Source organism: Streptomyces sp. NPDC048434 (genome assembly GCF_043200375.1).
Lineage (GTDB): Bacteria > Actinomycetota > Actinomycetes > Streptomycetales > Streptomycetaceae > Streptomyces.
Window position 1 is genome coordinate 187,626 of the sequence record NZ_JBICXQ010000006.1, and the last position, 24,994, is coordinate 212,619.

General features: G+C 71.6%; 23 protein-coding genes and 1 pseudogene. 16 read left to right on the forward strand and 8 right to left on the reverse strand.

Annotated features, from left to right (window positions below; translation table 11 throughout):
* Window positions 1-44: 44 nt before the first annotated feature.
* Complete coding sequence (locus tag ACGFWI_RS09700) at window positions 45-941, forward strand: helix-turn-helix transcriptional regulator (RefSeq protein ID WP_393905392.1); 897 nt, start codon at window positions 45-47, stop codon at window positions 939-941.
* On the opposite strand, the gene ACGFWI_RS09705 is transcribed toward ACGFWI_RS09700, so the two are convergent.
* The 3 genes from ACGFWI_RS09705 to ACGFWI_RS09715 all read right to left on the reverse strand — a co-directional run bounded on the left by ACGFWI_RS09705 (window position 885) and on the right by ACGFWI_RS09715 (window position 3,241).
* Window positions 885-1,955, reverse strand: a complete 1,071-nt coding sequence (locus tag ACGFWI_RS09705; protein ID WP_393905393.1) for a glycosyl hydrolase family 18 protein — start codon at window positions 1,953-1,955, stop codon at window positions 885-887. The genes ACGFWI_RS09700 and ACGFWI_RS09705 overlap by 57 nt on opposite strands.
* A gap of 117 nt (window positions 1,956-2,072) precedes the next feature.
* The gene (locus ACGFWI_RS09710) at window positions 2,073-2,555 is read right to left on the reverse strand and encodes a hypothetical protein (protein WP_393905394.1); all 483 of its coding nucleotides are present in this window, start codon (window positions 2,553-2,555) and stop codon (window positions 2,073-2,075) included.
* Window positions 2,552-3,241, reverse strand: a complete 690-nt coding sequence (locus tag ACGFWI_RS09715) for a winged helix-turn-helix transcriptional regulator (protein WP_393905395.1) — start codon at window positions 3,239-3,241, stop codon at window positions 2,552-2,554. Before ACGFWI_RS09715 ends, ACGFWI_RS09710 begins: the two co-directional genes overlap by 4 nt.
* Before the next feature lie 113 nt (window positions 3,242-3,354).
* Between ACGFWI_RS09715 and ACGFWI_RS09720 the strand changes: the two genes are divergently transcribed.
* From ACGFWI_RS09720 to ACGFWI_RS09750, 7 genes are all read left to right on the forward strand, one after another.
* Entirely contained in the window at window positions 3,355-4,566 is a 1,212-nt protein-coding gene (locus ACGFWI_RS09720) for a pyridoxal phosphate-dependent aminotransferase (protein ID WP_393905396.1), read from the forward strand.
* Window positions 4,567-4,888: 322 nt separating this feature from the next.
* Window positions 4,889-6,166 carry an ergothioneine biosynthesis glutamate--cysteine ligase EgtA gene (gene egtA / locus ACGFWI_RS09725; RefSeq protein ID WP_393905397.1) on the forward strand — a complete coding sequence of 426 codons (1,278 nt, stop codon included), beginning with the start codon at window positions 4,889-4,891 and terminating at the stop codon, window positions 6,164-6,166.
* Complete coding sequence (egtB, locus tag ACGFWI_RS09730; RefSeq protein ID WP_393905398.1) at window positions 6,163-7,482, forward strand: ergothioneine biosynthesis protein EgtB; 1,320 nt, start codon at window positions 6,163-6,165, stop codon at window positions 7,480-7,482. Before egtA ends, egtB begins: the two co-directional genes overlap by 4 nt.
* A gap of 37 nt (window positions 7,483-7,519) precedes the next feature.
* A complete protein-coding gene (egtC, locus tag ACGFWI_RS09735) occupies window positions 7,520-8,275 on the forward strand; it encodes an ergothioneine biosynthesis protein EgtC (RefSeq protein ID WP_393905399.1) in 756 nt (251 codons plus the stop codon).
* Window positions 8,272-9,234 (forward strand): L-histidine N(alpha)-methyltransferase, encoded by a 963-nt coding sequence (egtD, locus tag ACGFWI_RS09740; protein WP_393905400.1) that lies wholly within the window; start codon window positions 8,272-8,274, stop codon window positions 9,232-9,234. Before egtC ends, egtD begins: the two co-directional genes overlap by 4 nt.
* Before the next feature lie 147 nt (window positions 9,235-9,381).
* Window positions 9,382-10,311 (forward strand): phosphatidylinositol-specific phospholipase C, encoded by a 930-nt coding sequence (locus tag ACGFWI_RS09745; RefSeq protein WP_393905401.1) that lies wholly within the window; start codon window positions 9,382-9,384, stop codon window positions 10,309-10,311.
* A gap of 329 nt (window positions 10,312-10,640) precedes the next feature.
* Entirely contained in the window at window positions 10,641-11,765 is a 1,125-nt protein-coding gene (locus ACGFWI_RS09750; RefSeq protein WP_393905402.1) for a trypsin-like serine peptidase, read from the forward strand.
* Here the strand turns inward: ACGFWI_RS09750 and ACGFWI_RS09755 are convergent.
* Window positions 11,737-12,771, reverse strand: coding sequence for a phosphatidylinositol-specific phospholipase C domain-containing protein (locus ACGFWI_RS09755; protein ID WP_393905403.1), 1,035 nt, complete (start codon window positions 12,769-12,771; stop codon window positions 11,737-11,739). The two genes, ACGFWI_RS09750 and ACGFWI_RS09755, sit on opposite strands and share 29 nt — an antisense overlap.
* A 176-nt stretch (window positions 12,772-12,947) precedes the next feature.
* Here ACGFWI_RS09755 and ACGFWI_RS09760 point away from each other — a divergent pair, with 176 nt between their 5' ends.
* Window positions 12,948-13,487, forward strand: a complete 540-nt coding sequence (locus ACGFWI_RS09760; protein ID WP_393905404.1) for a DUF2165 domain-containing protein — start codon at window positions 12,948-12,950, stop codon at window positions 13,485-13,487.
* Between the two features lie 328 nt (window positions 13,488-13,815).
* Here ACGFWI_RS09760 and ACGFWI_RS09765 read toward each other — a convergent pair whose 3' ends face one another.
* Entirely contained in the window at window positions 13,816-16,992 is a 3,177-nt protein-coding gene (locus tag ACGFWI_RS09765; protein WP_393905405.1) for a bifunctional cytochrome P450/NADPH--P450 reductase, read from the reverse strand.
* Window positions 16,993-17,097: 105 nt separating this feature from the next.
* Between ACGFWI_RS09765 and ACGFWI_RS09770 the strand changes: the two genes are divergently transcribed.
* The 4 genes from ACGFWI_RS09770 to ACGFWI_RS09785 all read left to right on the forward strand — a co-directional run bounded on the left by ACGFWI_RS09770 (window position 17,098) and on the right by ACGFWI_RS09785 (window position 20,233).
* Complete coding sequence (locus ACGFWI_RS09770) at window positions 17,098-17,805, forward strand: PAS domain-containing protein (RefSeq protein WP_393905406.1); 708 nt, start codon at window positions 17,098-17,100, stop codon at window positions 17,803-17,805.
* A gap of 79 nt (window positions 17,806-17,884) precedes the next feature.
* The gene (locus ACGFWI_RS09775) at window positions 17,885-18,346 is read left to right on the forward strand and encodes a universal stress protein (RefSeq protein WP_393905407.1); all 462 of its coding nucleotides are present in this window, start codon (window positions 17,885-17,887) and stop codon (window positions 18,344-18,346) included.
* Window positions 18,347-18,440: 94 nt separating this feature from the next.
* Window positions 18,441-18,656, forward strand: a complete 216-nt coding sequence (locus ACGFWI_RS09780) for a dodecin (protein WP_393905408.1) — start codon at window positions 18,441-18,443, stop codon at window positions 18,654-18,656.
* Window positions 18,657-18,781: 125 nt separating this feature from the next.
* Window positions 18,782-20,233, forward strand: coding sequence for an amino acid permease (locus tag ACGFWI_RS09785; protein ID WP_393905409.1), 1,452 nt, complete (start codon window positions 18,782-18,784; stop codon window positions 20,231-20,233).
* Window positions 20,234-20,312: 79 nt separating this feature from the next.
* Here the strand turns inward: ACGFWI_RS09785 and ACGFWI_RS09790 are convergent, their stop codons facing one another.
* On the reverse strand, window positions 20,313-20,789 hold the full coding sequence (locus tag ACGFWI_RS09790) for a hypothetical protein (protein WP_393905410.1): 477 nt from the start codon (window positions 20,787-20,789) through the stop codon (window positions 20,313-20,315).
* Between the two features lie 312 nt (window positions 20,790-21,101).
* On the opposite strand from ACGFWI_RS09790, the pseudogene ACGFWI_RS09795 reads away from it, so the two are divergent.
* Window positions 21,102-21,578 (forward strand): annotated as a pseudogene (locus ACGFWI_RS09795) (glycoside hydrolase family 2); the annotation flags it as partial.
* 289 nt (window positions 21,579-21,867) lie between these two features.
* A complete protein-coding gene (locus tag ACGFWI_RS09800) occupies window positions 21,868-24,249 on the forward strand; it encodes a GH92 family glycosyl hydrolase (protein ID WP_393905411.1) in 2,382 nt (793 codons plus the stop codon).
* Here the strand turns inward: ACGFWI_RS09800 and ACGFWI_RS09805 are convergent.
* Window positions 24,214-24,474, reverse strand: coding sequence for a hypothetical protein (locus ACGFWI_RS09805; protein ID WP_393905412.1), 261 nt, complete (start codon window positions 24,472-24,474; stop codon window positions 24,214-24,216). The genes ACGFWI_RS09800 and ACGFWI_RS09805 overlap by 36 nt on opposite strands.
* Window positions 24,475-24,524: 50 nt before the next feature.
* Here ACGFWI_RS09805 and ACGFWI_RS09810 point away from each other — a divergent pair, with 50 nt between their 5' ends.
* On the forward strand, window positions 24,525-24,722 hold the full coding sequence (locus tag ACGFWI_RS09810; protein ID WP_393905413.1) for a hypothetical protein: 198 nt from the start codon (window positions 24,525-24,527) through the stop codon (window positions 24,720-24,722).
* Window positions 24,723-24,742: 20 nt separating this feature from the next.
* On the opposite strand, the gene ACGFWI_RS09815 is transcribed toward ACGFWI_RS09810, so the two are convergent.
* The gene (locus ACGFWI_RS09815; protein ID WP_393905414.1) at window positions 24,743-24,955 is read right to left on the reverse strand and encodes an EF-hand domain-containing protein; all 213 of its coding nucleotides are present in this window, start codon (window positions 24,953-24,955) and stop codon (window positions 24,743-24,745) included.
* Window positions 24,956-24,994 lie beyond the last annotated feature (39 nt).

A 24,994-nucleotide genomic window follows, 5' to 3' on the forward strand; every position in this document is an offset into this window, starting at 1 on the left:
ACAGGGTCATGCTCGTGCCCGCCCGATGCCGGAGACTGGCGGGCATGGACTCACCCGCCATGGACTCACCCGCCGCCTTGGGAGACTTTCTGCGCACCCGCCGCGCCCGGCTGCAGCCGGAGGACGTCGGGCTGGTCTCCTACGGGGCGCGCCGCCGCGTCCCCGGCCTGCGCCGCGAGGAGCTGGCCCAGCTGGCCGGCGTCAGCGTCGCGTACTACACCCGCCTCGAACAAGGGGAGAGCCACCAGGCCTCGGAGGGGGTGCTGGACGCGCTGGCCCGTGCGCTGCGGCTGACCGACGACGAGCGGGCGCATCTGCGCGAGCTGGCAAGCCCGGCCAAGGCGCGCCGCCGCCCCGCGGTACGCCACGACAAGGTCCGCCCCGGCGTACGGCAGTTGCTCGCCGCCGTGGCGGACGTACCGGCCCTCGCCCTCGGGCCGCGCTTCGAGATCCTGGCCTGGAATCGCCTGGGGCACGCCCTGACCGCCGGGCACCTCGACTTCGACAGCCCCGGCCGCCCGCAGGACCGCCCCAATGCCCAGCGGCTGCTCTTCCTCGACCCGCACACCCGCGAGCTGTACCCGGACCGCGACGAGGAGGTCCGGCGGGCCGTCTCCTCCCTGCGGGTGGCCGCGGGGCAGCGCTCCGACGATCCGCAACTGGCCGAACTGATCGGTGAGTTGTCGATGAAGAGCACCGAGTTCAGCAGTCTGTGGTCACGTCATGCCGTCCATAACTGCACCTTCGGGACCAAGCGGTTCCACCATCCGCTGGTGGGCGATCTGGAGCTGGACTTCGAGATGATGCAGACGCCGGACGGCTCCGGGCAGGGCGTGCTGATGTACACCGCGGCGCAGGGCTCACCGTCCGAGGCGGCCCTGCGGCTACTCGCCGCGGAGCGCGGCCCAGAACTCCGGGTCCTCGAACCCGAGCGCCCATAGGCCGGTGCCCCGCACCCCGTACTTCCTCAGCAGCGGCAGCTGCTCGCTGACACCGCGTGCGTCCTGGTACCAGACCTCGTGGTCGACGCCGTCCTTGCGGTAGGTGAAGTGCGGGGTGCCGGACCGCTCGTCGAAGAGGTAGTCCGCGTCCTCCCGCTCGCGCAGCGCCTCGGCCTCCTTCCAGGTCAGATGGGCCGCATGGCCCGTGACCCCGCTGATCCAGTCCCAGCCGTAGCCCGGGAAGGCCACCTCGATCTTGTGCCGGGGGACGGTGTCGGTGGCGTAGCGCAGAAATTCGTCGTACCAGTCCTTGGCGGACAGCGGGCCCGCCTCGCCGCCCGACCAGTGCAGGTCGTAGCCCATGATGCGGAACCGGTCGACGTACCCGCCGAGCCGCTCGTAGTCGAAGGCCTGGCCGCTGCCGCGGACCCGGGCGAGCACCGTGACCACGCACTGCTTGTCACGGTCGTGCAGCCGCGCGCACAGCTCCTTGACGAGCCGGTTGTATCCGGTCCGCACGTCGTCGCGGGTCTCGCGGTCGCCGGTGACCGCCATCGCCTCGTAGTCCAGGTCGATCCCGTCGTACGCACGGCTCGCGACCAGATCCAGCAGCGTGTCGATGTGGTCCCGCCGCCGCTGCGGATCGTGCATCAGGTCGGCCATCTCCTCGGCGCCGAGGGTCTCGGTCACGGTCGGCACGACATCGATCCCGGCGTCGTGCAACCCGTCGATGATGTCGCGCCGTCCCGCGCCCGGGTGTCCCGTGACGGTGGTGTCGGAGGAGGTCTCGTACCAGAAGGGGCTGACGGTGTGCAGCTGGGAGGCGTGCCGCAGCGCGTCGCGGTAGGCGGCATCCATGTCGCCCCAGTAGGGCAGCCAGGCCGAGCCGGTCCGCCCGCCGCCCCTCGGGTCCGTCGCCGCCGCGGCCGGCGGGGTCCAGAGCCCGGTGAGCACCGCCACGGTCAGCAGGAGCGCAAGCCCGGTGCGCGTCCGGGTTCTTGATGCATGATCCATTTCCGGAGCGTGCCCGGTTTCATTGCTGACGCATCGTCAGTTCGACCGAACGGGGTGCGCCCGGCGGCGGGGCGGGCCCGGGGCGCTCCGCGGCCCGGACCCGGCTCCGGACGGATCTCAGGTTCGCCCGGCCCGCTGCTGGGCGTCCCGCAGGGTGTCGGACGGCGTGGCCCACCGGGCCCGTATCACCCGGAAGCCGGCCTTCTCGCATGCGTCGCAGACGAGTTCGTCGTCGTCGACGACATGGCGGACCTCGCGGCCGCGGGCGATCCGGCGCAGGATGTCCAGCTTGGCGTGCCGGGCCGGGCGCCGGTCGCTGTCGGGCCGCATCCACAACCGGCCCTTGGGCAGCCCGTGCCGGGCGAGCCAGGCCAGCGTGTCGCGGCGGCAGCGCTCCGGGCGGCCGGTGAGGTAGACGACCTCGCAGTCCTCGGTGCTGCGCAGCGCCAGGGCCACCCCCTCGGCGAGCGGAGGGTCCTCGGTGGCGGCCGCGAAGAAGGCCTTCCAGTCGCGCGGGGCGCGCTGCAGCAGATGCTGCCGGTGGGTGGTGTCGGCGAGTGTGCCGTCCAGGTCGAAGACCGCCAGGGGGCGCGTCGTCATGCCGTTGTCGTCCTCTTCCGTCGCCGCCGTTCGCCGGGCACCTCGGGCGGCGTGACCACGATCCGGCCGGAGGCGATTCCCTGTGCGAGGGAGAGGCGATCGTACGCGATCTCGGCACAGGTCACGGTGTCCATGCGCAGCCGGATGTCGGGGCGCTCGGCGGGGCCGTCCGCATAACCGGGCCCGCCATCCGGGCTGCCGGGGTCCGCCCCGTCGCCACCCGCTCCGTCGCCCCCGAGGACGACATGGAACTCGCCCTCGTCGAGGGCGATGTCGACCACGTCGATGCCGTCGGTGAAGTGCCGGGCCAGCCGTGCGACGAGGGGCACCGCGAACCAGTGGGCCCGCACCGCGTCCGTCGGGCGCTTCTCGTCGAGGGCGGGGGCGCCCCAGTCGGCGAGGGCGGTGAGCGCGGGCAGCAGCGCACGGCCGCGCGGGGTGAGCTCATAGACGAAGGCGGCCCCGGGCGGGGCGAGCCGGCGGCGGGTGACCAGGCCGTCCCGCTCCATGTCCTTGAGGCGCGAGGCGAGCATGTCGGTACTGACGCCCGGCAGGTCGGCGTGCAGATCGGTGTAGCGCCGGGAGCCGCCCAGCAGTTCCCGGACGATCAGGAGCGTCCAGCGGTCGCCCACGGCATCCAGGGCTCGGGCGACGGCGCAGTACTGGTCATAACTTCGGCGCGGCATGACACCAGCATAGACAGAGGTTGGACTTTCCAAGTCTCCACTTGGTAAAACCAAGTACGGTATTACGAGTGCTGCCGCGCCGCGCGGTGAGCGAGGGACCTGGAGGCCACCGCATGCAGTTCAAGCAGTCCAGCAAGATGGCCGACGTCTGTTACGAGATCCGCGGGCCGGTGATCGAGCACGCGGACGCGCTGGAGGAGGCCGGCCACAGTGTGCTGCGGCTGAACACCGGCAATCCGGCGCTGTTCGGCTTCGAGTGCCCCGACGAGATCCTGCAGGACGTGATGCGCAACCTCTCCCGCGCGCACGGCTATACGGAGTCCCAGGGCATCCTCTCGGCCCGCCGCGCGGTGGCCCAGCACTACCAGCAGAGCGGACTGCCGGATGTCGGCGTGGACGACATCTACCTGGGCAACGGCGTCTCCGAACTCGTCTCGATGTCGGTGCAGGCGCTGCTCGACGACGGCGACGAGGTTCTCATCCCGGCCCCCGACTTCCCTCTGTGGACGGCGGTCACCACGCTCGCCGGCGGCAAGGCCGTGCACTACCTCTGCGACGAGTCCGCGGACTGGCTGCCGGACCTCGACGACCTCGCCTCGAAGATCACCGACCGGACCCGGGCGATGGTCATCATCAACCCCAACAACCCGACCGGCGCGGTCTACCCGCGCGAGCTGCTGGACGGCATGCTCGATCTCGCCCGGCGCCATCAGCTGATGGTCTTCGCCGATGAGATCTACGACCGGATCCTGTACGACGACGAGGTCCACCACCATGCCGCGGTGCTCGCCCCCGACCTGGTCTGCCTCACCTTCAGCGGGCTGTCCAAGTCCTACCGTGTGGCCGGATTCCGCTCCGGCTGGCTGGTGGTCTCCGGCCCCAAGCAGCACGCCGCCGACTATCTGGAGGGCCTGGGCACCCTCGCGTCCATGCGGCTGTGCCCGAACGCGCCCGCCCAGTACGCCATCCAGGCCGCGCTCGGCGGCCGGCAGAGCATCAACGACCTGGTACTGCCGGGCGGCCGGCTGCGTGAGCAGCGCGACCGGGCCTGGGAGCGGCTGAACGAGATCCCGGGCGTCTCCTGCGTCAAGCCCAAGGGCGCGCTCTACGCCTTCCCCCGCCTCGATCCCGCCGTCCACAAGATCCACGACGATGAGAAGTTCGTTCTGGATCTGCTCCTGCGGGAGAAGATCCAGGTCGTCCAGGGCACCGGTTTCAACTGGCCGCACCCGGACCACTTCCGCATCCTCACCCTCCCCCACGCCGATGACCTCGACGCGGCGATCAGCCGGATCGGACGCTTCCTGGCGGGCTACCGACAGTGACATCGGGCGGCGGACGTGCCGTGACACCGTGGCGGCAAAACCCGCCCTACCCGGCACTCACTCGAACGGCCGTACCCCTCCCCCGTCCCCACCCGCCGCCCGCCGGTCCGGTCCCAGTCCCCGGCGGCGGGCGGGAAGGCCGTCCTGGCGCCCGGACGTTGCCGCGGCACCGTCCGGTGGTCTCCCGCCCCGGACGGCCCCCTCGCCCCGTGGACGCCCGTCCCGCCCGCCGCGGCGCGAACGCGCCCTTGAGCGCATCGCCCGCAGGAGATTAGGTGGAGGGCGGCAATCCTGCCGCCACCCCACCAGGGAGAGGGATTCCATGCCCGTACGGCCTGCAGAAACAGAAGCGGAGCTGGAAGCTCACCTGCACGGAATATGCTTCAAGACGGGTCCGCCGCGCCGTATCGGGGTCGAGATCGAATGGCTGGTCCATGACGCGCGCAACCCCCGATGTCCCATCGAGCCGGACCGGCTGCACAGCGCGGCCACCACCTTGCGCGCCCTTCCCCTCCATTCCCTGCTGACCTTCGAGCCCGGCGGCCAGCTGGAGCTCAGCTCGCTCCCCGCCCGCTCCCTCACCGAGTGCATCGAGACGGTCACCGCCGATCTCGCACTGGTCCGCCCCGCCATGCTGGCCATGGGCCTGGGCATGGCCGGCCACGGTCACAATCCGTGGCACCGCCCGCAGCGGGTGCTGACCGAACCGCGCTACCAGGCCATGGAGGCGTACTTCGACCGCTGGGGCTCCGCCGGGCGGTCCATGATGTGCGCCACCGCGTCCGTGCAGGTGTGTGTGGACGCCGGCTACGAGGAGCCGGGCTCGCTCGGGTACGGCCGGCGCTGGCTGCTGGCCCATCTGCTGGGCGCGGTGCTGGCCGCGGCCTTCGCCAATTCGCCGACCAGCGAGGGCTGCCCCACCGGCTACCGCACCACCCGCCAGGTCGTCTGGTCGCAGCTCGACCCCGGCCGTACGCTCGCCCCGTCGCACGGGCCCGATCCGCGCACCGCCTGGGTGAGCTACGTCCTGGACGCTCCGGTGATGTGCCTGCGCGCCGAGGAAGGCCCCTGGGACGCGCCGGAGGGGCTCACCTTCCGCGAGTGGATCCGTACCGGCGTGCCCAGACCGCCCACCCAGGAGGATCTGGACTACCACGTCACCACCCTCTTCCCGCCCGTCCGGCCGCGCGGCCATCTGGAACTGCGCATGATCGACGCACAGTCGGGCGACGCCGGGTGGGTCGTTCCGCTGGCCGTCACGGCCGCGCTGTTCGACGACCCGGAGGCCGCGGAGCGGGCGTACCGCATCGTCAAACCCCTGGCGGAGACGGCGGGTTCCCGCCCCGCACCGCGCAATCCGCTGTGGCGGCGGGCCGCCCGCGGGGCGTTGACCGACCCGGAACTGCACGCGGCGGCGGTGGGCTGCTTCGCCGCCGCACAGGAGGCCCTGCCACGGCTCGGCGCCTCCCCCGACGTGCTCGCGGCGGTCGCGGAGTTCACCGAACGCTATGTGACACCCGGCCGCTGCCCCGCGGACGATCATCTCGACGCCCTGTACGCCGCGGAGGGCGATCTCATAGTTGGGAAGGACAGCCAGTGACCCTCGACCCCGAGCTCCTTCGTGAACGCGCGGCCTCGGCACTGCTCGCCGCCCGCGACCGCACCCGCCTGCTGACCACCTGCGTCGAGGATCCCGACCTCATGGCGCAGCACTCCCCGCTGATGTCCCCGCTGGTGTGGGACCTGGCGCACATAGGCAACCAGGAGGAGCAGTGGCTGCTGCGCACCGTGGGCGGCCGTGACGCACTGCGCCCGGACATCGACTCCGTCTACGACGCCTTCGAGCACCCCCGCGCCAAGCGCCCTTCCCTGCCGCTGCTGGCGCCCGACGAGGCGCACGGCTATGTCGCCGAGGTCCGCGGCCGGGTGCTGGACATCCTGGAGCGCGCTCCGCTGCACGGCGGTCCGCTGCTCGACTCCGGCTTCGCCTTCGGCATGATCGCGCAGCATGAGCAGCAGCACGACGAGACCATGCTCATCACCCACCAGCTGCGCCACGGCCCGGCCGTACTCACCGCGCCCGAGCCGCCGCCCGCCTCCGACGACATCCTGCCCGCCGAAGTCCTCGTTCCCGGCGGGCCGTTCACCATGGGCACCTCCACCGAGCCCTGGGCGCTGGACAACGAGCGGCCCGCACACCGCCGGCTGGTGCCCTCCTTCCTGATCGACACCACACCCGTCAGCAACGGCGCCTACCAGCGGTTCATCGAGGCCGGCGGCTACGAGGAGCCGCGCTGGTGGTCCGCGCAGGGCTGGGCCCACGTACAGGAGCACACGCTGCGCGCACCGCTCTTCTGGAAGCGCGACGGGGGCCAGTGGCTGCGCCGGCGGTTCGGGGTGACCGAACCGGTGCCGCCGGACGAGCCCGTACTGCATGTGAGCTGGTACGAGGCGGACGCCTATGCGCGCTGGGCCGGCCGACGGCTGCCGAGCGAGGCCGAGTGGGAGAAGGCCGCCCGGCACGACCCGGCGACCGGGCGGGCCAGGCGCTATCCCTGGGGCGACGAGGACCCCACGGCGGCGCACGCCAACCTCGGCCAGCGGCATCTGCGGCCCGCCCCCATCGGCAGCTACCCCGACGGCCGGTCGCCGCTCGGCGTACGGCAGCTGATCGGCGATGTGTGGGAGTGGACGGCGAGCGACTTCCTGCCGTATCCGGGCTTCGCCGCCTTCCCCTACCGGGAGTACTCGGAGGTGTTCTTCGGCGACGAGTACAAGGTGCTGCGCGGCGGTTCGTTCGCGGTCGGCCCGGTCGCCTGCCGGGGCACCTTCCGCAACTGGGACCTGCCCGTCCGGCGCCAGATCTTCTCCGGGTTCCGTACCGCCCGGGACGCCGACCCGGCGGCGGACGCATGACGGCCGCGGCCCCGCCGGCCCGGGAGGCCGTTGCCTGATGTGCCGTCATCTTGCTTATCTGGGGCCGGAGATACCCTTCGGCCAGGTGGTACTCGCTCCGCCGTACAGCCTCTACCGGCAGTCGTGGGAACCGCGCCGGCAGCGCCACGGCACGGTCAATGCGGACGGGTTCGGCGTCGGCTGGTACGCGCCGGGCGATCCGGTGCCCGCCCGCTACCGCCGGGCCGGGCCGATCTGGGGCGACGATCTGCTGCCCGACCTGGGGCGGGTGGTACGCACCGGCGCGCTGCTCGCCGCCGTACGGGACGCCACCGTGGCCGGTGCGGACGCCGAGGCCGCGGCCGCGCCGTTCGCCGAGGGGCGCTATCTGTTCAGCCACAACGGCGCGGTGTCCGGCTGGCCGGAGTCGCTCGCCCCGCTGGCTGCCGAGCTGCCGCCGGGGGAGCTGCTGCGGCTGCCGGCCCGCTGCGACGCGGCGTTCCTGTGGGCGCTGGTCCGGCACCGGCTGGCGCGCGGTGACGAGCTCGGCGAGGCGCTGGCCGGCACCGTCGCGGCGGTCGTCGCGGCCGCGCCCGCCTCACGGCTCAATCTGCTGCTGACCGACGGCACCGCCATCGCCGCCACCGCCTGGGGCGACACGCTGTGCCACCTGGCCGTTCCCGGAGGCGGCACGGTAGTGGCCTCCGAACCGTACGACGATTCCCCCCACTGGACCGAGGTCCCGGACCGCACTCTGCTGCGCGCCACCCGGACCGATGTCCACCTCATCCCGCTCAAGGAGCCCGCTACGTGAGCCCGCTCAGCATCACCCGCACCCTCCCTGCCGACGCCACCGCGGCCGCGCTGCGCGCCGATGTCAGCCAGGGCCTGACCCGTACCCCCAAACAGCTGCCGCCCAAGTGGTTCTACGACGCCCGTGGCAGCGAGCTGTTCGAGGACATCACCAAGCTGCCCGACTACTACCCGACCCGCGCCGAGCGGGAGATCCTGCTCACCCGTGCCGATCACATCGCCGCGGCGACCCAGGCCCGCACCTTGATCGAGCTGGGGTCGGGCTCCTCCGACAAGACCCGCCATCTCATCGGCGCGCTGACCGAGCTGCACGCCTATGTGCCCATCGACGTCAGCGAATCCGCGCTGGCCGCGGCGGGCGAGACGCTGCTCACCGAGCACCCCGGACTCACCGTGCATGCACTGGTCGCCGACTTCCAGCAGGGCATCGAACTCCCCGACACCCCCGGTCCGCGGCTGCTCGCCTTCCTCGGCGGCACCATCGGCAATCTGCTCCCCGAGGAACGCTCCGCGTTCCTGCACTCCGTGCACGACATGCTCTCCCCGGGCGATGCGCTGCTGCTCGGCACCGACCTGGTCAAGGAGGAGGCCACGCTCGTCGCCGCCTATGACGATCCGCAGGGCGTGACGGCCGCGTTCAACAAGAACGTCCTGGAGGTCATCAACCGCGAGCTGGGCGGCGATTTCGACCCGGCGGACTTCGACCATGTCGCACTGTGGAACACCGAACGCGAGTGGATCGAGATGCGGCTGCGGGCCCACAAGGACCTGAGCGTCAAGATTCCCGGAGTGGACCTGGCGGTGAGCTTCACCGCGGGCGAGGAGCTGCGGACCGAGATCTCGGCCAAGTTCCGCCAGGACGGCGTGCGGGCCGAACTCGCAGCCGCCGGACTGGAGTTGACCAACTGGTGGACGGACAGCGCGGACCGCTTCGCGCTGTCGCTCTCCTTCCGCGTCTGATATTCGCCCCTTCCCGGCCGGCGTGACCCTCCGGTCCGCCGGCCGGGTGCCGCGCGCACGCTCCATGTGGTTCGATGCCCCGACCGCAGGTGCGCACCGGGGCTGCCGCTGCGCACCCACGCAGACTCGACGGACAGGGGAAGCGGCATGGGGCTGGGACTGGATCGGCGGGGTTTCCTCCGGGGCGCGGCCGGGCTGTCGGCCGCCGGGGCGCTGGCGGGCGTCGGCAGCGGGCAGTTCACGGCCGGCGCGGCCCAGCGCCGGGCGTCCGTACTGTCCGTGCAGGACTGGATGTCGGCGCTCGGCGACGCCACCCCCGTCCAGCGGCTGACGATCCCCGGCACCCATGACTCGGGTGCCCGGATAGGCGGCCCCTGGGTCGCCTGCCAGAACACGCCCGTCGACGCCCAGCTCAACAGCGGTATCCGCTTCCTGGACGTCCGCTGCCGGGCCATCGACAACGCCTTCGCCATCCATCACGGCGCCTTCTACCAGGAGTTGATGTTCGGCGATGTGCTCAACGCCTGCCGGGCGTTCCTGCAGGCCCATCCCTCCGAGACGGTGCTGATGCGGGTCAAGCAGGAGTACTCGGAGGTCAGCGCCGAGGAGTTCCGCCGGATCTTCGGCAGCTACCTGGACGACAAGGGCTACCGGTCGCTGTTCCGGCTGGACGACGGCCTGCCGACGCTGGGTCAGGCCCGCGGCCGGGTGGTCCTGCTGGCGGACTCCGACGGTCTGGGCGGCGTCCGTTACGCCGATCCGCAGCTGTTCGACATCCAGGACGACTACATGGCGGAGCCGTTCGGCAAGTACCCGAAGATCGAGACCCAGTTCCGCAAGGCCGTCACCCAGCCCGGCAAGCTCTTCGTCAATTACGTCAGCACCGCCGCCCTGCTTCCGCCCCGCTCCAACGCGGACCGTCTCAACCCGCAGGTCAAGAATCTGCTGGCGGGCTCGGAGGGGATCGGCTGGACGGGTCTCGGCATCGTCCCGATGGACTTCCCCAACGAGGCCGGCCTGGCGGAGACGCTGATCCGGCACAACCTCGCGGGGCGGGGAGTGCGGCTCGCGGCGTGAGCGGGGCCGGCGGGCGCGCGCGGGACGGCGGGCCGCAGAGGTCCGCACCGGCCTCGGCGGGGGCGCGGCGCGGTTCACCCGAACGGCTCAGCGGGGCGGGCTCCGGCAGTACGGTCGCCGCGCTCGTCAGCCCCCGGCCCGTCGGGCCCCTCGGACGGCGGATGTGCCGGTTGTTCCGGCGCGGATCTCTGCCGTGATCTTCGACGCCTGAGCGGAATGATGCGCCAAGTGACCGAACCGCGGCACGCATCCCTGCATCAGACTGGGTGAAATGTCTGGTTCCGGTGTGGCCCCAGCGTCCGCCGGCTGATGCGGCGAGGCGGCTGTTGGTGGAGACGAGCGAACGCGGGACCGAACCGGCGGACAACGCCGGCGGGGCGGACCGGTACGCCGGGACACCGTCGGCCGAGGACTGCCTCGGTCCCGGCGGGCCGGCCTGCACGGGCCGCGGCCGGGTCGGCGTTCCGCTGCGGGCGACCCTGGCGCTCGGGGTGCTGACCGTGGTCGTGGGCAGCACGGCGCTGGCCCTGGGGTCCCCGTCACGCGACCCCTTCCTGGCCGCCGGGGACACCGCCACCGGCGCCTATCTCGCCACCCGCGCCGACGGCGACCGGGCCGCCGCCGCGGTCCTCGCCGGCCCCTACCGGGAGCGGCCGGGGCCACCGGTGACGGCGCGGTACGGCGGCGGGAGGGCGGCCCCGCTGACGGCGTCGCACCCTTTGCTGGCGGCCCCGGCGGCGGCCTCACCGGCGATCGGCGCGCTCTTCTCCCCCGACGATGACGGTGCCCCGGTCCACCACTGCACGGCCAGCGTGGTGCATGCCCCTGGGGGCGACCTCGTCGTCACCGCGGCGCACTGTGTGCACGACGACGGCTTCCGCACCCGGCTGGTGTTCGCGCCCGGACTGCACGACGGGATCGCACCGTACGGCCTGTGGGTGCCGACCCGTATCCATGTCGATCCGCGCTGGATCAGCAGCCGGGACCCCGACCACGATGTGGCGTTCCTGAGGGTGCGCCGAGCGGGGCAGGCCGGCGGCCGGATAGAGGACGTCACCGGCGCCGAACGGATCCGGTTCGGCGCACCGGCCGGACGGCCGGCACTGCTGACCGGTTACCCCGAGGACCAGGACGCACCGGTCAGCTGCCGGCACACGGTGGACGCCCAGAGCGCGACCCAACTCCGCTTCGTCTGCGCGGGGTTCCCGAACGGGACCAGCGGCGGGCCGATGCTCACCGACCTCGACCCGGCCACCGGCACCGGGTCGCTGATCGGCGTGATAGGCGGGCTCGACGAAGGCGGTGACGACCTCGTCTCGTACAGCAGCCGGTTCGGCGAGGACGTGGCCACGCTCTACCGGCGGGCGACCACGGAGCCGGATCCACGGGCCGCACAGCCCGGCGTCCGGGCCGCCGCCTCCGGCGTCATGCCCCGCGCGGCACCACGGTCTTGAGGACGGACGGCAGCGGATACCAGTCGGCGGTCGCGAAGCTCGCATGCGCCGCGGCCAGTTGCCCGACCCGGGCCAGCGCCTCCGCCTCGGTCGGGTGGGTGCCGTCGATGACCGGCGGCACATTGTGGGCGTCGGTCATGATGAGCAGGTAGTGGCGGGTGTCGTACCAGGAGGTGTCGATACTGCCGTTCAGATAGGTCGCGGCGTCGCCGTCGAAGACCACGAACCAGGGACGCAGCGCCGGGTCGGCGTAGCGCTCCCGGGGGTCGCCGGGCACGGCACCGTGCACCGCGGGGAACGCCGTCGACTGCGCCAGCTTTCCTTGCGCCGCAAGGTCCTTGAGGTGGCCGGCGTACTCGACGTCCGTCCACAGCTTGTCGAACGGGTTCTTCTCCTCGACCGTGCCGGGTATCAGCTCGAACAGGAACTTGCCGGCCATGTCGGCGCGCGAGGGCCAGCCGCCGGCCCGCACCGCCTCGTCGGCGGTGGCATGTCCGCCGGTGAGGTCCCCGGGGCCGTAGACCGCATCGCCCAGCTTCTGCCGTACCAGCGCATCGAACTCGGCGGGGCCACGGCCGCCCTTGGCGTTGAAGCCGTCCTTCATCTCGACCTTGAGCAGCACCGGACGGTGGCCGGGGTGGGCGTCGTGCCAGGCCTTCATATCGGCCAGGCAGCCGGCGAAGTCCTGGTCCCGGCTCTTGGTGCGCAGTTCCGAGGCGTTCGCGGCGCCCTCGCAGTTGCTGTTGTTCCCGAGCGGGTTGCTGTGCGAGACCCGCCAGGACCGGCCCAGTCCGTTGGACCAGAGGTCGAGTTCGAGCAGTGCGGCGCCGGAGTCCAGGGCGTCCGCGAAATAGTGGTACTTCTCCTTGTCATAGGCGTTGTGGACGCCCACGGACGTGCTGGTGCCGTATGTCGTGGCGGCCGGCTCGGCGCCCGCCGGCCCGCTCACCGCGATCACTGCCGCCGCCGCGACGGCGACCGTCCCCACACACCGCTTCCCGTTCATGTGCCCCGCTTTCCCCTAGGTCGTCGGCCGTCGGTAAGGTTCCCGAACGTCGTTTCGACCGGTCGGTCACCCGGTCGATCGGGCAGCAGCGTACGGGAGTTCGGTACCGGAGGAGCCACGCGGGCGAACGGCGGGTAAGGAAACAGCCGATGACAGGAACCGGCCGGGGAGAGCGCATGACCGACAAGCAACGCACCGACAGCACACCACGCACCGGACTGCCGCTCGCGGCGGCCCTTCTGACCGGGACGGTCGCGCTCTGCGTCTCGCTCGTCGCCTTCGGCAACATCACCGACTTCGACACCAACCGGGAGTTCGTCCGCCATGTGCTGGCCATGGACACCACGTTCAAGGACCAGGACCTGATGTGGCGGGCCATCACCTCGCACGCGCTGCAGGACGCCGCCTACCAGGCGGTCATCGCCTGGGAGACGGTGGCCGCGGTGGTGCTGCTCGTGGCCACCGCACTGTGGGCCGTCGGCGCACGGCGCGGCAGCTTCGCTCGGGCCCGGCAGATCAGCACCCTCGGGCTGCTGATGGTGGTGCTGCTGTTCGGGGCGGGCTTCCTCGCGATCGGCGGCGAGTGGTTCGCGATGTGGCAGTCCAAGGAGTGGAACGGGCTGGAGGCCGCGACCCGCAATCTCACGGTCGCCGGGATCGCGCTGGTGGTCGTCCATCTGCCGGGCGCGGCCGGGAAGGACCGGAGCGGGGAGTAGCGGGCGCGCCGCCGCTCCCCGCCCCGCGGACTCACCGCTCGATGCGGTAGCCCGTCAGCCAGTTGTCGGCACCCGCGCTGCCGCGCTCCGTACGGCTGTGGCTGTCGGGGCGGCCGGTCGCCCCCGAGGCGGTGAGCTCGGCCAGCATCGAGGACGGTGTCGACCTCGCCAGGTGCCTGCGCGACGAGCCCGACCCGGGGGGCAGCGCCTTCGCCGTGTACGAGGAACTGCGCAGGGAGCGGGTGGAGAGGGTCGTTGCGGCCGGCGCGGGGCCGCCTCGACCCCGGCGGGCCGGAAGATCCGGCCCGCCGGGAGGGGGCGCCGGGTCTCAGCCCGCCGCGTACACATCCTCGATGTAGCGGCCGGCGGCGGTCAGTTCGCGCAGCCAGGCCTCGGACTCCTGGGGCGAGGCGCCGGTGCGGGCTCCGTGCAGCTCGCGGAACGCGGCCCGTACACCGGGAGCCATCCGGCTGCCGTCGCCGCAGACATACACCCGCGCACCGGCCTGCAGCAGCTCCCACACTTCTGCCGCCTCGGCGGCGATCCGGTGCTGGACGAAGCGGTGGCCGTTCTCGGGGCGTGCGCTGAAGACGGGGCGTACGGAGATGACGCCGGCGGCTTCGGCCTCGGCGAACTCCGCGGCGTGCAGGAAGTCGGCGGTGGGGTCGTCGCAGCCGAAGTAGAGCCGGGCGGGGGCCTGCCGGCCCGCGGCGACGCGGTCGGCGACGGCCCCGCGGAAGGGCGCGAGACCGGTGCCCGCCGCGATCAGGATGACGGGGGTGTCATCGGCCGCATCGAGGCGGAAGGCCTCACGGCAGGGCTGGACGCGGGCCAGGACCGTGTCGCCGGGCCGCAGCGCGTGCAGATGGGTCGAGCCGGTGCCGCCGGGCAGCAGCGAGACCATCAGATCGGCGTGCCGTGGGTCGGCAGCGGGCGAGGACGACAGGGAGTAGTGCCGGATGCGCAGCGGCGGCAGCAGCTCCAGGACCGTCGGCCAGGGCAGCGCGCCGCGCAGCGCCGGATGGGCCTCGATCAGGTCGATCAGGGTGCGCGGGTCGTCCTCGGCGAGGTTTTCCAGGGCCTGGCGCTCGGGCGGGCAGGGGTTGTGGGCGGCCAGCTCCGCCACCTGCCCGGGGGTCGGGCGCATGCCCAACTCCAGGTGACGGGTGAGCAGTTCACGGACCGTCAGGGGGCGGTCGACGGGCAGCGTGTCGCGGCTCGCGCGGCGGCCGGAGTGCAGCGCGAGGACGGTGTCCAGGCCGGCGCCGAGGGCGCGGGCGGCCCGCTCGACGGCGGCCGGGGCGTTGACCGGCAGCACGGCGAGGTGGTCGGCGGTGCGGTAGCCGACGCCGTCCGGCAGGGCGATGCGCAGGAAGCGCTTGGGCCGCGGCCAGTCCTGTGCGGTGAGGTCGTAGGACTCGGTGACGGTCATCGGGACGAGGTCATGACGTGCGGCGAGCGCGTCCAGCGGGCCGCCGGTGATCTCGGTGACGGTGTACCCGGTGTCCTCGGCGTCCGGTGCGCTCGCGCCGATGCTCGCCGGATCGCCGTAGCGCGTCAGCAGCTGGGTGCGCAGCGCCGCGGTGAACTCCTTGACGGTGCCGCTCAGGTCGCCGGAGGCGTCGGCCTCGGCGCGCGGCAGCAGCCGGTGGGCGCCGAGCGCGTCGAGCCGGTCGTCGATGAGGGTCGGTATGTGCTGGTAGGTGGCGGCCCAGTTGCGGTCGCCGACGCCGAGGACGGCGAACGGGAGGCCGGTGGCGGCGCCGTCCTGCGCGGTGTTGAGCCAGTTGACGAAGGCGGCGGCGTCATCGGTGGGCCGGCCGTTGTAGGAGGCGGCGACGATGACGACGGGACGGTCGGCGGGCAGCGCACCGGCATACGCGTCGAGCGGCGCCACATCGGTGGCGAAGCCCAGGCCGGTGGCCTCGTCGGCGAGCCGCTCGGCGAACTCCCGGCAGGTGCCGTAGTTGCTGCCGTGCAACAGCAGCAGGCCGGTGCCCTGCGGGACGCGGGTCGGCAGCCCGTCGTCGGTGGCGGTGTCGTCCGTGGTGCCGGCGCCGCCGCCGGGGAGCACGGCCAGCGCGGCGCGGACCGCGGCCCGGTCGGCGGGCGTACGGGCGGCCAGGGTGAAGGTGAACCCGTCGGGCTTGAGGGTCAGCGTCTCCTTGATGCGCAGCCGGTAGTCGCCGTGGTCGATCAGGCGGTAGCGGTGCACGAGGAGGGCGAGCAGCATGGTCGCCTCGTGGAGCGCGAACTGCCGCCCGATGCAGGCGCGTTCACCGGTCCCGAACGGCTTGTACGCATGCGGCGAGCGGGCCGCCTCGGCCTCCGGGCTGAAGCGGGACGGGTCGAACAGCTCGGGGTTGTCGCCCCAGACGGGGTCGCGGTGCAGCATCGGGGTGAGCACCGTGACCAGCTCGCCGGCCTTGACCGGGTAGCGGCCGCCGAGCAGCGTGTCCTCGCGGGCCTGCCGGGTGAAAGCGGCGGCGGTGGGCCACAGCCGCAGCGCCTCGTTGAGGACCTGGCGGGTGAACGGCAGTCGCCCGATGTCCTCGAACGAGGGGTCGGGGTCGCTCCGGTCGCCCCACAGCTCATCGGCCTCGCGCTGGACCATGCGCAGCGCGAGCGGGTCCTTGAGCAGGTGGTGGAGGGCGAAGGAGAGCGCGCCCGAAGTGGTCTCGTGGCCGGCGATCAGGAAGGTGATGACCTGGTTGCGGATGTTCGCGAGGTCGAGGGCCGGTCCGCCGTCCCCCTGGCCCCCGGCGCCGAGCATCAGGCCCAGCAGATCGTCGTCACCGCTCTCCCCGCTCTGCGTCCGGGCGGCGATGACCTCGTCGACGACCGACGCGAGATAGTCGGCGTCACGCTGGAAGTCCGCGTCGGCAGCGGAGTGGTCCGCGTCGGGGTCGCGGGAGAACTTCGTCATGCTCCATTCGAGGCAGCGCACCATCGCCTCGACGAACGGATGCGGGGTGTCGCCGCGGGAGAACGACTCGAAGTCGAAGCCGAAACCGGCGAGCCCGATGGTGTCCAGCGTCATCCGGGTCATGTCCTCGGCGACCTGGACGGGCGTGCCGTCGGCCACCCGCCGGTCCCAGGAAGCCATGACCCGGCGGGCGACCTTGAGCATCGCCGGGTGGTAGGTGCGCATCGAGCCGAGGGCGAAGGCCGGCATCAGGACCTCATGTGCCTTGGCCCAGTTCGGCTCGTCGTTGTAAGCGGTGAACAGACCGTCACCGGCGAACTCTCTGACGTTCTCCAGGACGACCGACACGCCCTTGGCGAAGCGGGACTCGTCGGCGACCTCGGTGACCAGGTCCAGTGAGGAGAGAAACAGCGTCTCGCGGTCGCCGAACTTGCGCTTGAAGACCGGGCCGTGGACCCGGGCGAGGTCCATGGACTGCTGGATGGGCGTGTGGGTGAGCCCGGCCGCCGTGAGGTCGGCCACCGGAATGTCGTCATCGGCGGCGCGTTCGTCGCTGTGGAGCGCGATGGTGTCGGTCATACCTCCAGCGTGAGGGCCCCCACGTGCAGGTCACGCCCGGACAACTGCATGATTGTGCAGTGGTTTTTCGGTGCTCGCTCTTGCGCGCGGACCTGAGAAGGGGAAATGGACAACGGGACTGGCGACGGGACGCCGGACACGGACGCCGACGGCACGGGCGCGCCGGCCTGCGGGAGCGGCTATATCGACCCGGCCGGGCCGTACGCGGGCGGCCCGTGGCGCAACTACTTCCTGATTCTGCTGGACCGTATCCCCACGCCGATCGCGGTGTGCCGGGCGCACGGCGAGGTGCTGATCGCCAATCCGGCGATGGCCGAGCAGTGGGGCACGGCCCCGGGAGCGCTGCGCGGCCGCAATCTGCTGGACCTTTTCGAGCCCCGCGCGAAGGCCCAGCTCGACCGGCTCACCGAGGCCCTGCGCCTGGGGCGCCGTTCGCGCTATCCGGTCGAGGTGCGCTGGCGCGCCGGGTCGGACGGGACGGAGCGGGAAGGGGAGCTGACGATCGATCCGGTGGGTGACCCTTCGGTGCACCCGCCCGCCCTGCTGGCGCTGCTGCGGGTGAGCGAGAGTGCCCCGCTGCCGGCGCCGCGGGGGTCGGCGAGTCCGGTGGAGGCCCGGATCCTGGCGCTGGCCGCGGGCGGCGCGACCACGGCGTCGATCGGTACGGCGCTGGGGCTGACGGTCGACGGGGTGAACTACCACCTCACCCGACTGGCCCGCCGCTGGCGGGTGCAGGGCCGTACCGCGCTGGTCGCCAGGGCGTACGTGCTGGGCGTGCTGTCCCCGGACAGCTGGCCGCCGGCCCCCGCCTGAGCAGGTCGGACACCTCCGCGGGGCCCGGCGGTACGGCCCGCCATGCCGGCAGCACACCTGTGCGGATAACCTCCCTGGTGTGGAGGAGAACGCAGCCGCGCAGTTCGAGCGCGGAACGGACGGCCCGAAGGTCATCGTCGTCGGCATCGACGGCTCCGACTCGTCGTGGCGTGCCGCCTCGTATGCGGCGGGGCTGGCCAGGCGCCAGTCCTCGAAGCTCGTGCTGGTCTACGTCCAGCCGGTGCTGCCGGCCGGGGCGGCGATGGGTGCCCCGGTCGCGGATACGACCAACGAGGTCGCCGAGGAGCTGATGGCTGAGATCCGCCGGGCGACCGAGCGGCTTGCGGGGATCTACAGCCTGCGCTGGGAGTTCCACACCCTGCGTGGTGACCCGTACAACGGCATGGTGCAGATGGCCGACGAGCTCAAGGCCGACGCGGTGGTGGTCGGTGCCTCGGAATCGGCCGGGCACCGCATCATGGGCTCGGTCGCGGTGCGCCTGGTCAAGGCCGGGCGCTGGCCGGTCACCGTCGTCCCCTAGAGCGTGTCCGGACGCTCCCGCTGGTGGGGTGGGCCGCCCTGGGGCACGGTGGAGGGTGGACGGGCGGAGCGCCGCCCCGGCGAGGGAGACCACCGTGACCGACCGCACGTATCGCGTGACCGAGATCGTCGGTACGTCCCAGCAGAGCGTGGACGACGCGATCAGAAATGGCATCAAGCGCGCCTCGCGGACCCTGCGCAATCTCGACTGGTTCGAGATCTCCCAGGTCCGCGGGCATATCGTCGAGGGCGAAATCGACCACTACCAGGTCGGCCTGAAAGTCGGTTTCCGGCTTGAGGACGCCGATTGACGCCTCTCCCGTGTACGTCTCCCGGCGAGTCCCGGCAGTATTAGGGAGTCGCCTTCCTTAGTCGCTCCTGAGGGTCCATGATGATCCGCCGTCGGACCACGATGGAGCGTACGGAGGGATGACGCATGGGGCTGCGCGCTGGACAGGGCGTATTGCGCCGTAAACCGATCGAGCACATCGAAGAGACGGAAGGGACCGCGAGCCAGCAGCTGACCCGGGCACTCGGCCTGTGGCAGCTGACGGCCATCGGCGTCGGCGGCATCATCGGCGCGGGAATCTTCACGCTGGCCGGCACCGTCGCGAACGGGAAGGCCGGGCCGGCGGTCCTGATCTCCTTCCTCATCGCGGGCATCGCGAGCGCCGCGGCCGCCTTCTCGTACGCCGAATTCGCCGGGCTGATCCCGAAGGCGGGATCGGCCTACACCTATGGCTATGCGGTCCTCGGTGAAGTGGCGGGCTGGTTCATCGGCTGGGACCTGCTGCTGGAGTACACCGCGATCGTGGCGGTGGTCGCGATCGGCATCTCCGGCTATCTGGGTTTTCTGCTCACTGATCTCGGCGTCGATCTGCCGGCCTGGATGATGGGCGCGCCGGGGACCGGTCCCGGACACCGGGTGGACCTCTTCGCCGCGGTGCTGTGCCTGCTGATCGCCTATCTGCTGACGCTGGGCATCAAGAACGCCGCGCGTTTCGAGACGGTCGTGGTGGCCCTGAAGGTCATCGTGGTGATCGTGGTGATCGCGGTCGGCTTCTTCCACATCAAGACCTCGAACTACACGCCGTTCTTCCCGTTCGGGGCGAGCGGCGCCTTCACCGGGGCGGCCACCGTCTTCTTCGCGGTCTTCGGCTATGACGCGATGAGCACGGCGGCCGAGGAGTCCAAGGACGCCCAGCGCCATATGCCGAAGGCGATCATGTATTCGCTGGCGATCTCGATGGTGCTGTACATCCTGGCCTGCCTGGTGCTGACGGGTATGCAGAACTACAAGTCCATCGACCCGGAGAGCGGTTTCTCCTCGGCGTTCAAGTCGGTGGGCCTGGGCAGCCTGGCGGATGTCATCGCGGTCGGCGCGATCATCGGCATTCTGACGGTCATGTTCACCTTCATGCTCGGGGTGACCCGGGTGTGGTTCTCGATGAGCCGGGACGGGCTGCTGCCGAAGTGGTTCGCCAAGACCAGTCCCAAACACCATGTGCCGACCCGGGTGACCTGGATCGTCGGCTTCGCCTCCGCGGTCATCGCGGGCTTCCTGCCGATCGGTGAGGCCGCCGAACTGACCAACATCGGCATCCTGCTGGCGTTCGTGGTGGTCTGCGTCGCGGTGATCGTGCTCCGCTACAAGCGTCCCGACCTGCCGCGGACGTTCCGCACGCCGGGGATGCCGGTGGTCCCGGCGATCGGGGTGTGCTTCTCGATCTGGCTGATCACGTTCCTGTCCTGGCAGACCTGGGTGCGGTTCGTGGTGTGGTTCCTGGTCGGCATGGTCATCTACTTCGCGTACTCCTACCGCCGCTCGAACCTGGCACAGGCGGAACGGGAGAGCGCCGGTGGCGCGAGCGGCGGGACGCGGCCGTGAGCCGCGGTCGCTGAACCGCGCGGCAGGGACGGCGGGGACCGGCGGACGAAGGCCCGCCGGTCCCCGCCTGCCCTCGGCATCAGAAGACGAACGGTCCCGGGGACTGCGGAGACGTGGCATTGCAGGTGGCCGTGACGCCGAACACCACGACCTTCAGGGACGTGGCCTCCAGGCTGTCGCCCGCGGCGACCGTGCCGCTGAGCGGACCGGTGGAGACCTCGCTGCCGGCCGGGATCGCCGGGTTGGAGCTGCCGCTGAACTCCGTGGTCCCGGAGCCGTTCTTGGTGAGGGTCAGCGTGGAGCTGACCGAGTTCGCGCCGATGTCTATCGGTGAGGTGATCGCCGACGTGGCGAGGCTGATGGTCGCGGCCGTGCCGTCCTGGGTGGCGGTGAGCGTCGCCGTGCCGGAGCCGAAGCTACCGCAGTCGAACGAGAGGGTGGCGGTGTCGGGGGTCACCGCGGTGGCGGCCGGCGCCATCGCGAGCGTGCCCGCGGCGGCGACTGCGACGGCGAGTGCCGAACCAAATCCGAGCGTGCCTGGTCTGAGGTGTCTCATGGGGGGTACCGCCTTCTTGAGGGGGGTGCAGGCCCATGGCACCGGTCGCCGGGGGGGATGCGAGGGAACGACTGGCGGCCATGTGGGGGCCCGCGGTCGGGCCCCGTGCCGGCCACCGTCCAGATCTGACGGGTGGTCAGCGACCTGAATCGCTGACCATTGAGGCACGCGCCCCTGAAGAGAGCAAGGCAGACACTTCATGATTTTTGACGTGTCTGCGCCAATGGATGGGTCGGCGCCCTCGCGACCGCGGCGAACGCTATCGCCCTTGCCGCCGGTCGCCTCGATCATCCGGTCGGCGGCACGCCGGCCCTGGGCGACGAAGTGAAGTCCTGGGACCCGACCCGGCTGGTGAACAACATGAGCGGGCTCAACTGCTGTGGCGCGCACGACGGCGGCAACGGCGACGTGGCCGACGCCCACGGCTATCCGAGCCCGCAGCTGCCCGCGGCGGACGGCACCCGCGCGCTGGTCAGCGGGGAGTACGGCGGGCTGGGACTGGCGGTACCGGGCCACGCCTGGCCGGTGCAGCACACCTATGTCGGCGTGGACCAGGCCGAGTACACGGACGACTATCTGGCCGAGCTGGCCCACGTCCGCAAGCTCGCCTGCCAGGGCGGCAATGGCGCCGTCTACACCCAGATCAGCGATGTGGAGGGCGAGTTGAACGGTCTGATGACCTATGACCGCAAGGTGATCAAACCCGATGTAGGGCGGCTGGCGGCGGCGCACCGCGCGCTGATCTCGGATGCGTCCGATCCCGCCTCGATGCCCTGCGACACCCCGTGACGGAGCGCGGAAGCCGCTGAGCGCATCGCCCGGTCGCGCTCCCGCACACCCGGCACGTCCAGCCCCGCACGCCCGGCACGTCCGGCCCCCGCACACACTCGCGACGGCCCGCACCCGGCCCGCGACGGGGGCCGGACGTGCCGGAGTTACCGCCGCGCCACCTCTTGACGCGCACCTGACCGGCGCCAAGAATGAGCGCGCCCTGACAACGTTGTCGAACCGTGCGGCCGTGTGCGCCCTCGCACGCCCGACGGGCCGCTCGGCGACCCGATCCCGGAGGTCCGGATCCATGCCATGGCTCAGTCGCACCCGGCTGCGTACCGCGGGCGCGGTGCTGGCGGCCGCGCTCATCGGGAGCGCGCTCGCGGCCCCCGCCGCGCAGGCGGAGCCGCCCGGCGGCCCGCTCACCGACCTGGTCAACCCGTTCATCGGCAGCCGGAACGACGGCAACACCTACCCGGGCGCGGCCGTCCCGTTCGGCATGGTGCAGCTCTCCCCCGACACCGGCCACACCACCGGCTACGGCTACGACGACGACCACATCCGCGGCTTCAGTTCGGTGCACATCTCCGGCGTCGGCTGCGGGCTCGGCGGTGATCTGCCGGTGCTGCCCACCACGGGCGACATCACCGAGACCGACTATGCCAAGTACGCGGCCGGCTACGGCCATGACGACGAGTCGGCCCGGCCCGGCTACTACCGCGTCGGCCTGACGTCCTACGGCGGGATCACCGCCGAGCTGACCGCCACCGCCCGCACCGGCCGACAGCGCTACACCTTCCCGGCCACCGACAAGGCCAATGTGCTGCTCAACGCGGGCCAGTCGCTGCACAAGACGGTCTCGACGCGGGTCGAGGTGCTGGATTCCCGCACCATCCGCACCGCCATCACCGGCCGCGGCTTCTGCCAGGACACCAAGCCGTACACCGTCTACACGATCACCCGCTTCGACCGGCCGTTCGCTTCGTACGGATCCTGGGACGGCGACAAGGTGACAGCCGGCTCCAAGGACTCCACCGCCACCGGCCGGCACGGCGCCTATGCCCGTTTCGACACCCGCAAGGACCGCACCGTCGAGGCGACCACCGCGCTCAGCTATGTGGACGCGGCGGGTGCGGCCCGCAATCTGCGGGCCGAGGGCGGCGGTTCCTTCGACCGTACGAAGGCAGCGGCCGATGCCGCATGGGAGCGGCGGCTCGGACTGGTGAAGGCCCAGGGCGGGGACAAGACGCTGCGCCGCACCTTCTACTCCTCCCTCTACCGGTCCTTCCTCGCGCCGAACATCGGCAGTGACGTGGACGGCCGCTACACCGGCTGGGACCAGCGGACTCATCGCGCCAGGGGCTTCACGTACTACCAGAACTGGTCGCTGTGGGACACCTATCGCACCCAGGCGCAGCTGCTGGCGCTGCTGGCGCCGCAGGAGTCCCGCGATATGGCGTTGTCGGTCCTGCGGATCGACAAGGAGAGCGGCTGGCTGCCCAAGTGGGGCTACGGAACGGTCGAAACGAACATCATGACCGGCGATCCGGTCACTCCGTTCCTCACCAATGCCTACCAGCAGGGGCTGTTGCGGGGTCATGAGGAGCAGGCGTACGCGGCACTGAAGAAGAACGCCGACGGCGTGCCGCCGGCCGATGCGCCGGCCGTCGGACGGGAGGCCAATGCGCAGTACCTGAAGGACGGCTTCGCCCCGTACCTCAAGGGCCGTCCGCACGCCAAGCCCGGCGACTCCGACTTCGACCACGGCGCCTCGGCCACCCTCGAATACGCCCTGTCGGACGCGATGCTGGCACAGATGGCACGCGATCTGGGGCACGGTGAGGACGCCGACCGGTATGCGGCCCGCGCCCAGAACTACCGCAAGATCTTCGACAGTTCGACCGGCTTCTTCCGGGCCCGCGACGGGAAGGGCGCCTTCGCCGGGCCCGCCGATCCGGCCAAGAGCGAGGGCTTTCACGAGGGCACGTCCTGGCAGTACCAGTGGCTGGTTCCGCAGGATCTGCCGGGGATGCTGAAGCTGATCGGCGGCAAGGACAAGGCCGATGAGCGTCTCGACTCGTTCTTCGCCTACCCGAAGCTGCTGCAGGACCCGGAGAAGACGGCCCGTGAGGTATGGGTCAACGGGCCGTACGACTACTACAACGCGGACAAGTACAACCCGCAGAACGAGCCCGATCTCATCGCTCCGTACACCTATCTCTCCACCGGCCGCCCCTGGAAGACCACGGACGTGGTGCATGCGGCGCTGACGCTGTTCACCGACGCCCCCACCGGGATGACCGGGAACGACGATCTGGGGACGATGTCGGCGTGGATGGTGCTCTCCTCGATCGGGGTGTTCCCGGTGCAGCCGGGCACCGACAGCTGGGGGCTGAGCACGCCGGTCTTCGACCGGGTGGACCTGACCCTGGACCGGCGCTACTACCCGGCCGGGCACTTCACCGTCGCCGCACCCGGTACGTCCACCACCGACCGCTATGTGCAGTCGGTACGCCTGGACGGTGCCGGACATGACCGGACGTACCTCACCACCGATGAGCTGCGTTCGGGCCGTGAACTCGCCTTCACCGTGGGCCCGAAGCCCTCCCGCTGGGGCACCGGCGACCATGCCGCACCGCCGCCCGTGGGCACCTCATCCGCGCAGCAGCAGTCCGGTCGCCAGCGCTGAGATCACCACGGCGGAGAGCAGCGCGGTGGCGACCCGCCCCCGCGGGCCGCTGAGCGTCCTGCCCCATACGGTCCCCCCGGCAGCCAGGAACAGCTGCCGGCTCGCGGAGGCGAGGGTCACCGCCGCCACGAAGGCGGCGGGGCCGGCGGCACCGGCGCCGGGGGTGCCCGCACCACCGGCGAGCACCAGCGCGGAGAAGTAGAGGACCGCCCAGGGATTGATCAACGTCAGTCCCAGAAAGGCGAGATAGGCCCGAGCGGGGCGTCCCAGGACTGGTGCCGCAGCTGGTGCCGCGGCCGGCGCCGGTGCCGCAGCAGTACCCGGTCGTCCGGGTCCCGCTGCGCGGCGAGCCCCTGCCGGTACGGCGGTTCGTGGCGGCCGTCCGCCACGGAAGTGAGCGGCAGCCCCCGATCGCCCGCGGGCTGGCGGCGCTGCGCGCGGCCGCGGGCGAACGGGAGGCGAAGGGGGCCTGAGGAAGGCCGGGGTACGGACGTCAGTCCTGGAGGGACTGCCAGAACTCGTCGAAGGACATCCGGCCGTCGCTGTCGGTGTCCTTGGCCTTGATGACCGCCTCGGCGACCGGGCCGGTGACGAACGGGTCGCCCATCTCGGCCATCGCGTGCTTGAACTCCTCCGGCGTGACCTGGCCGTCGCCGTCCGCGTCGAACCGGTCGAACGCCGCCCTGGCCTTCTCTATGTCTGCCATGAGAGGTGCCCCCTTCGTGGTGCTGCGCAGTGCTGCGCG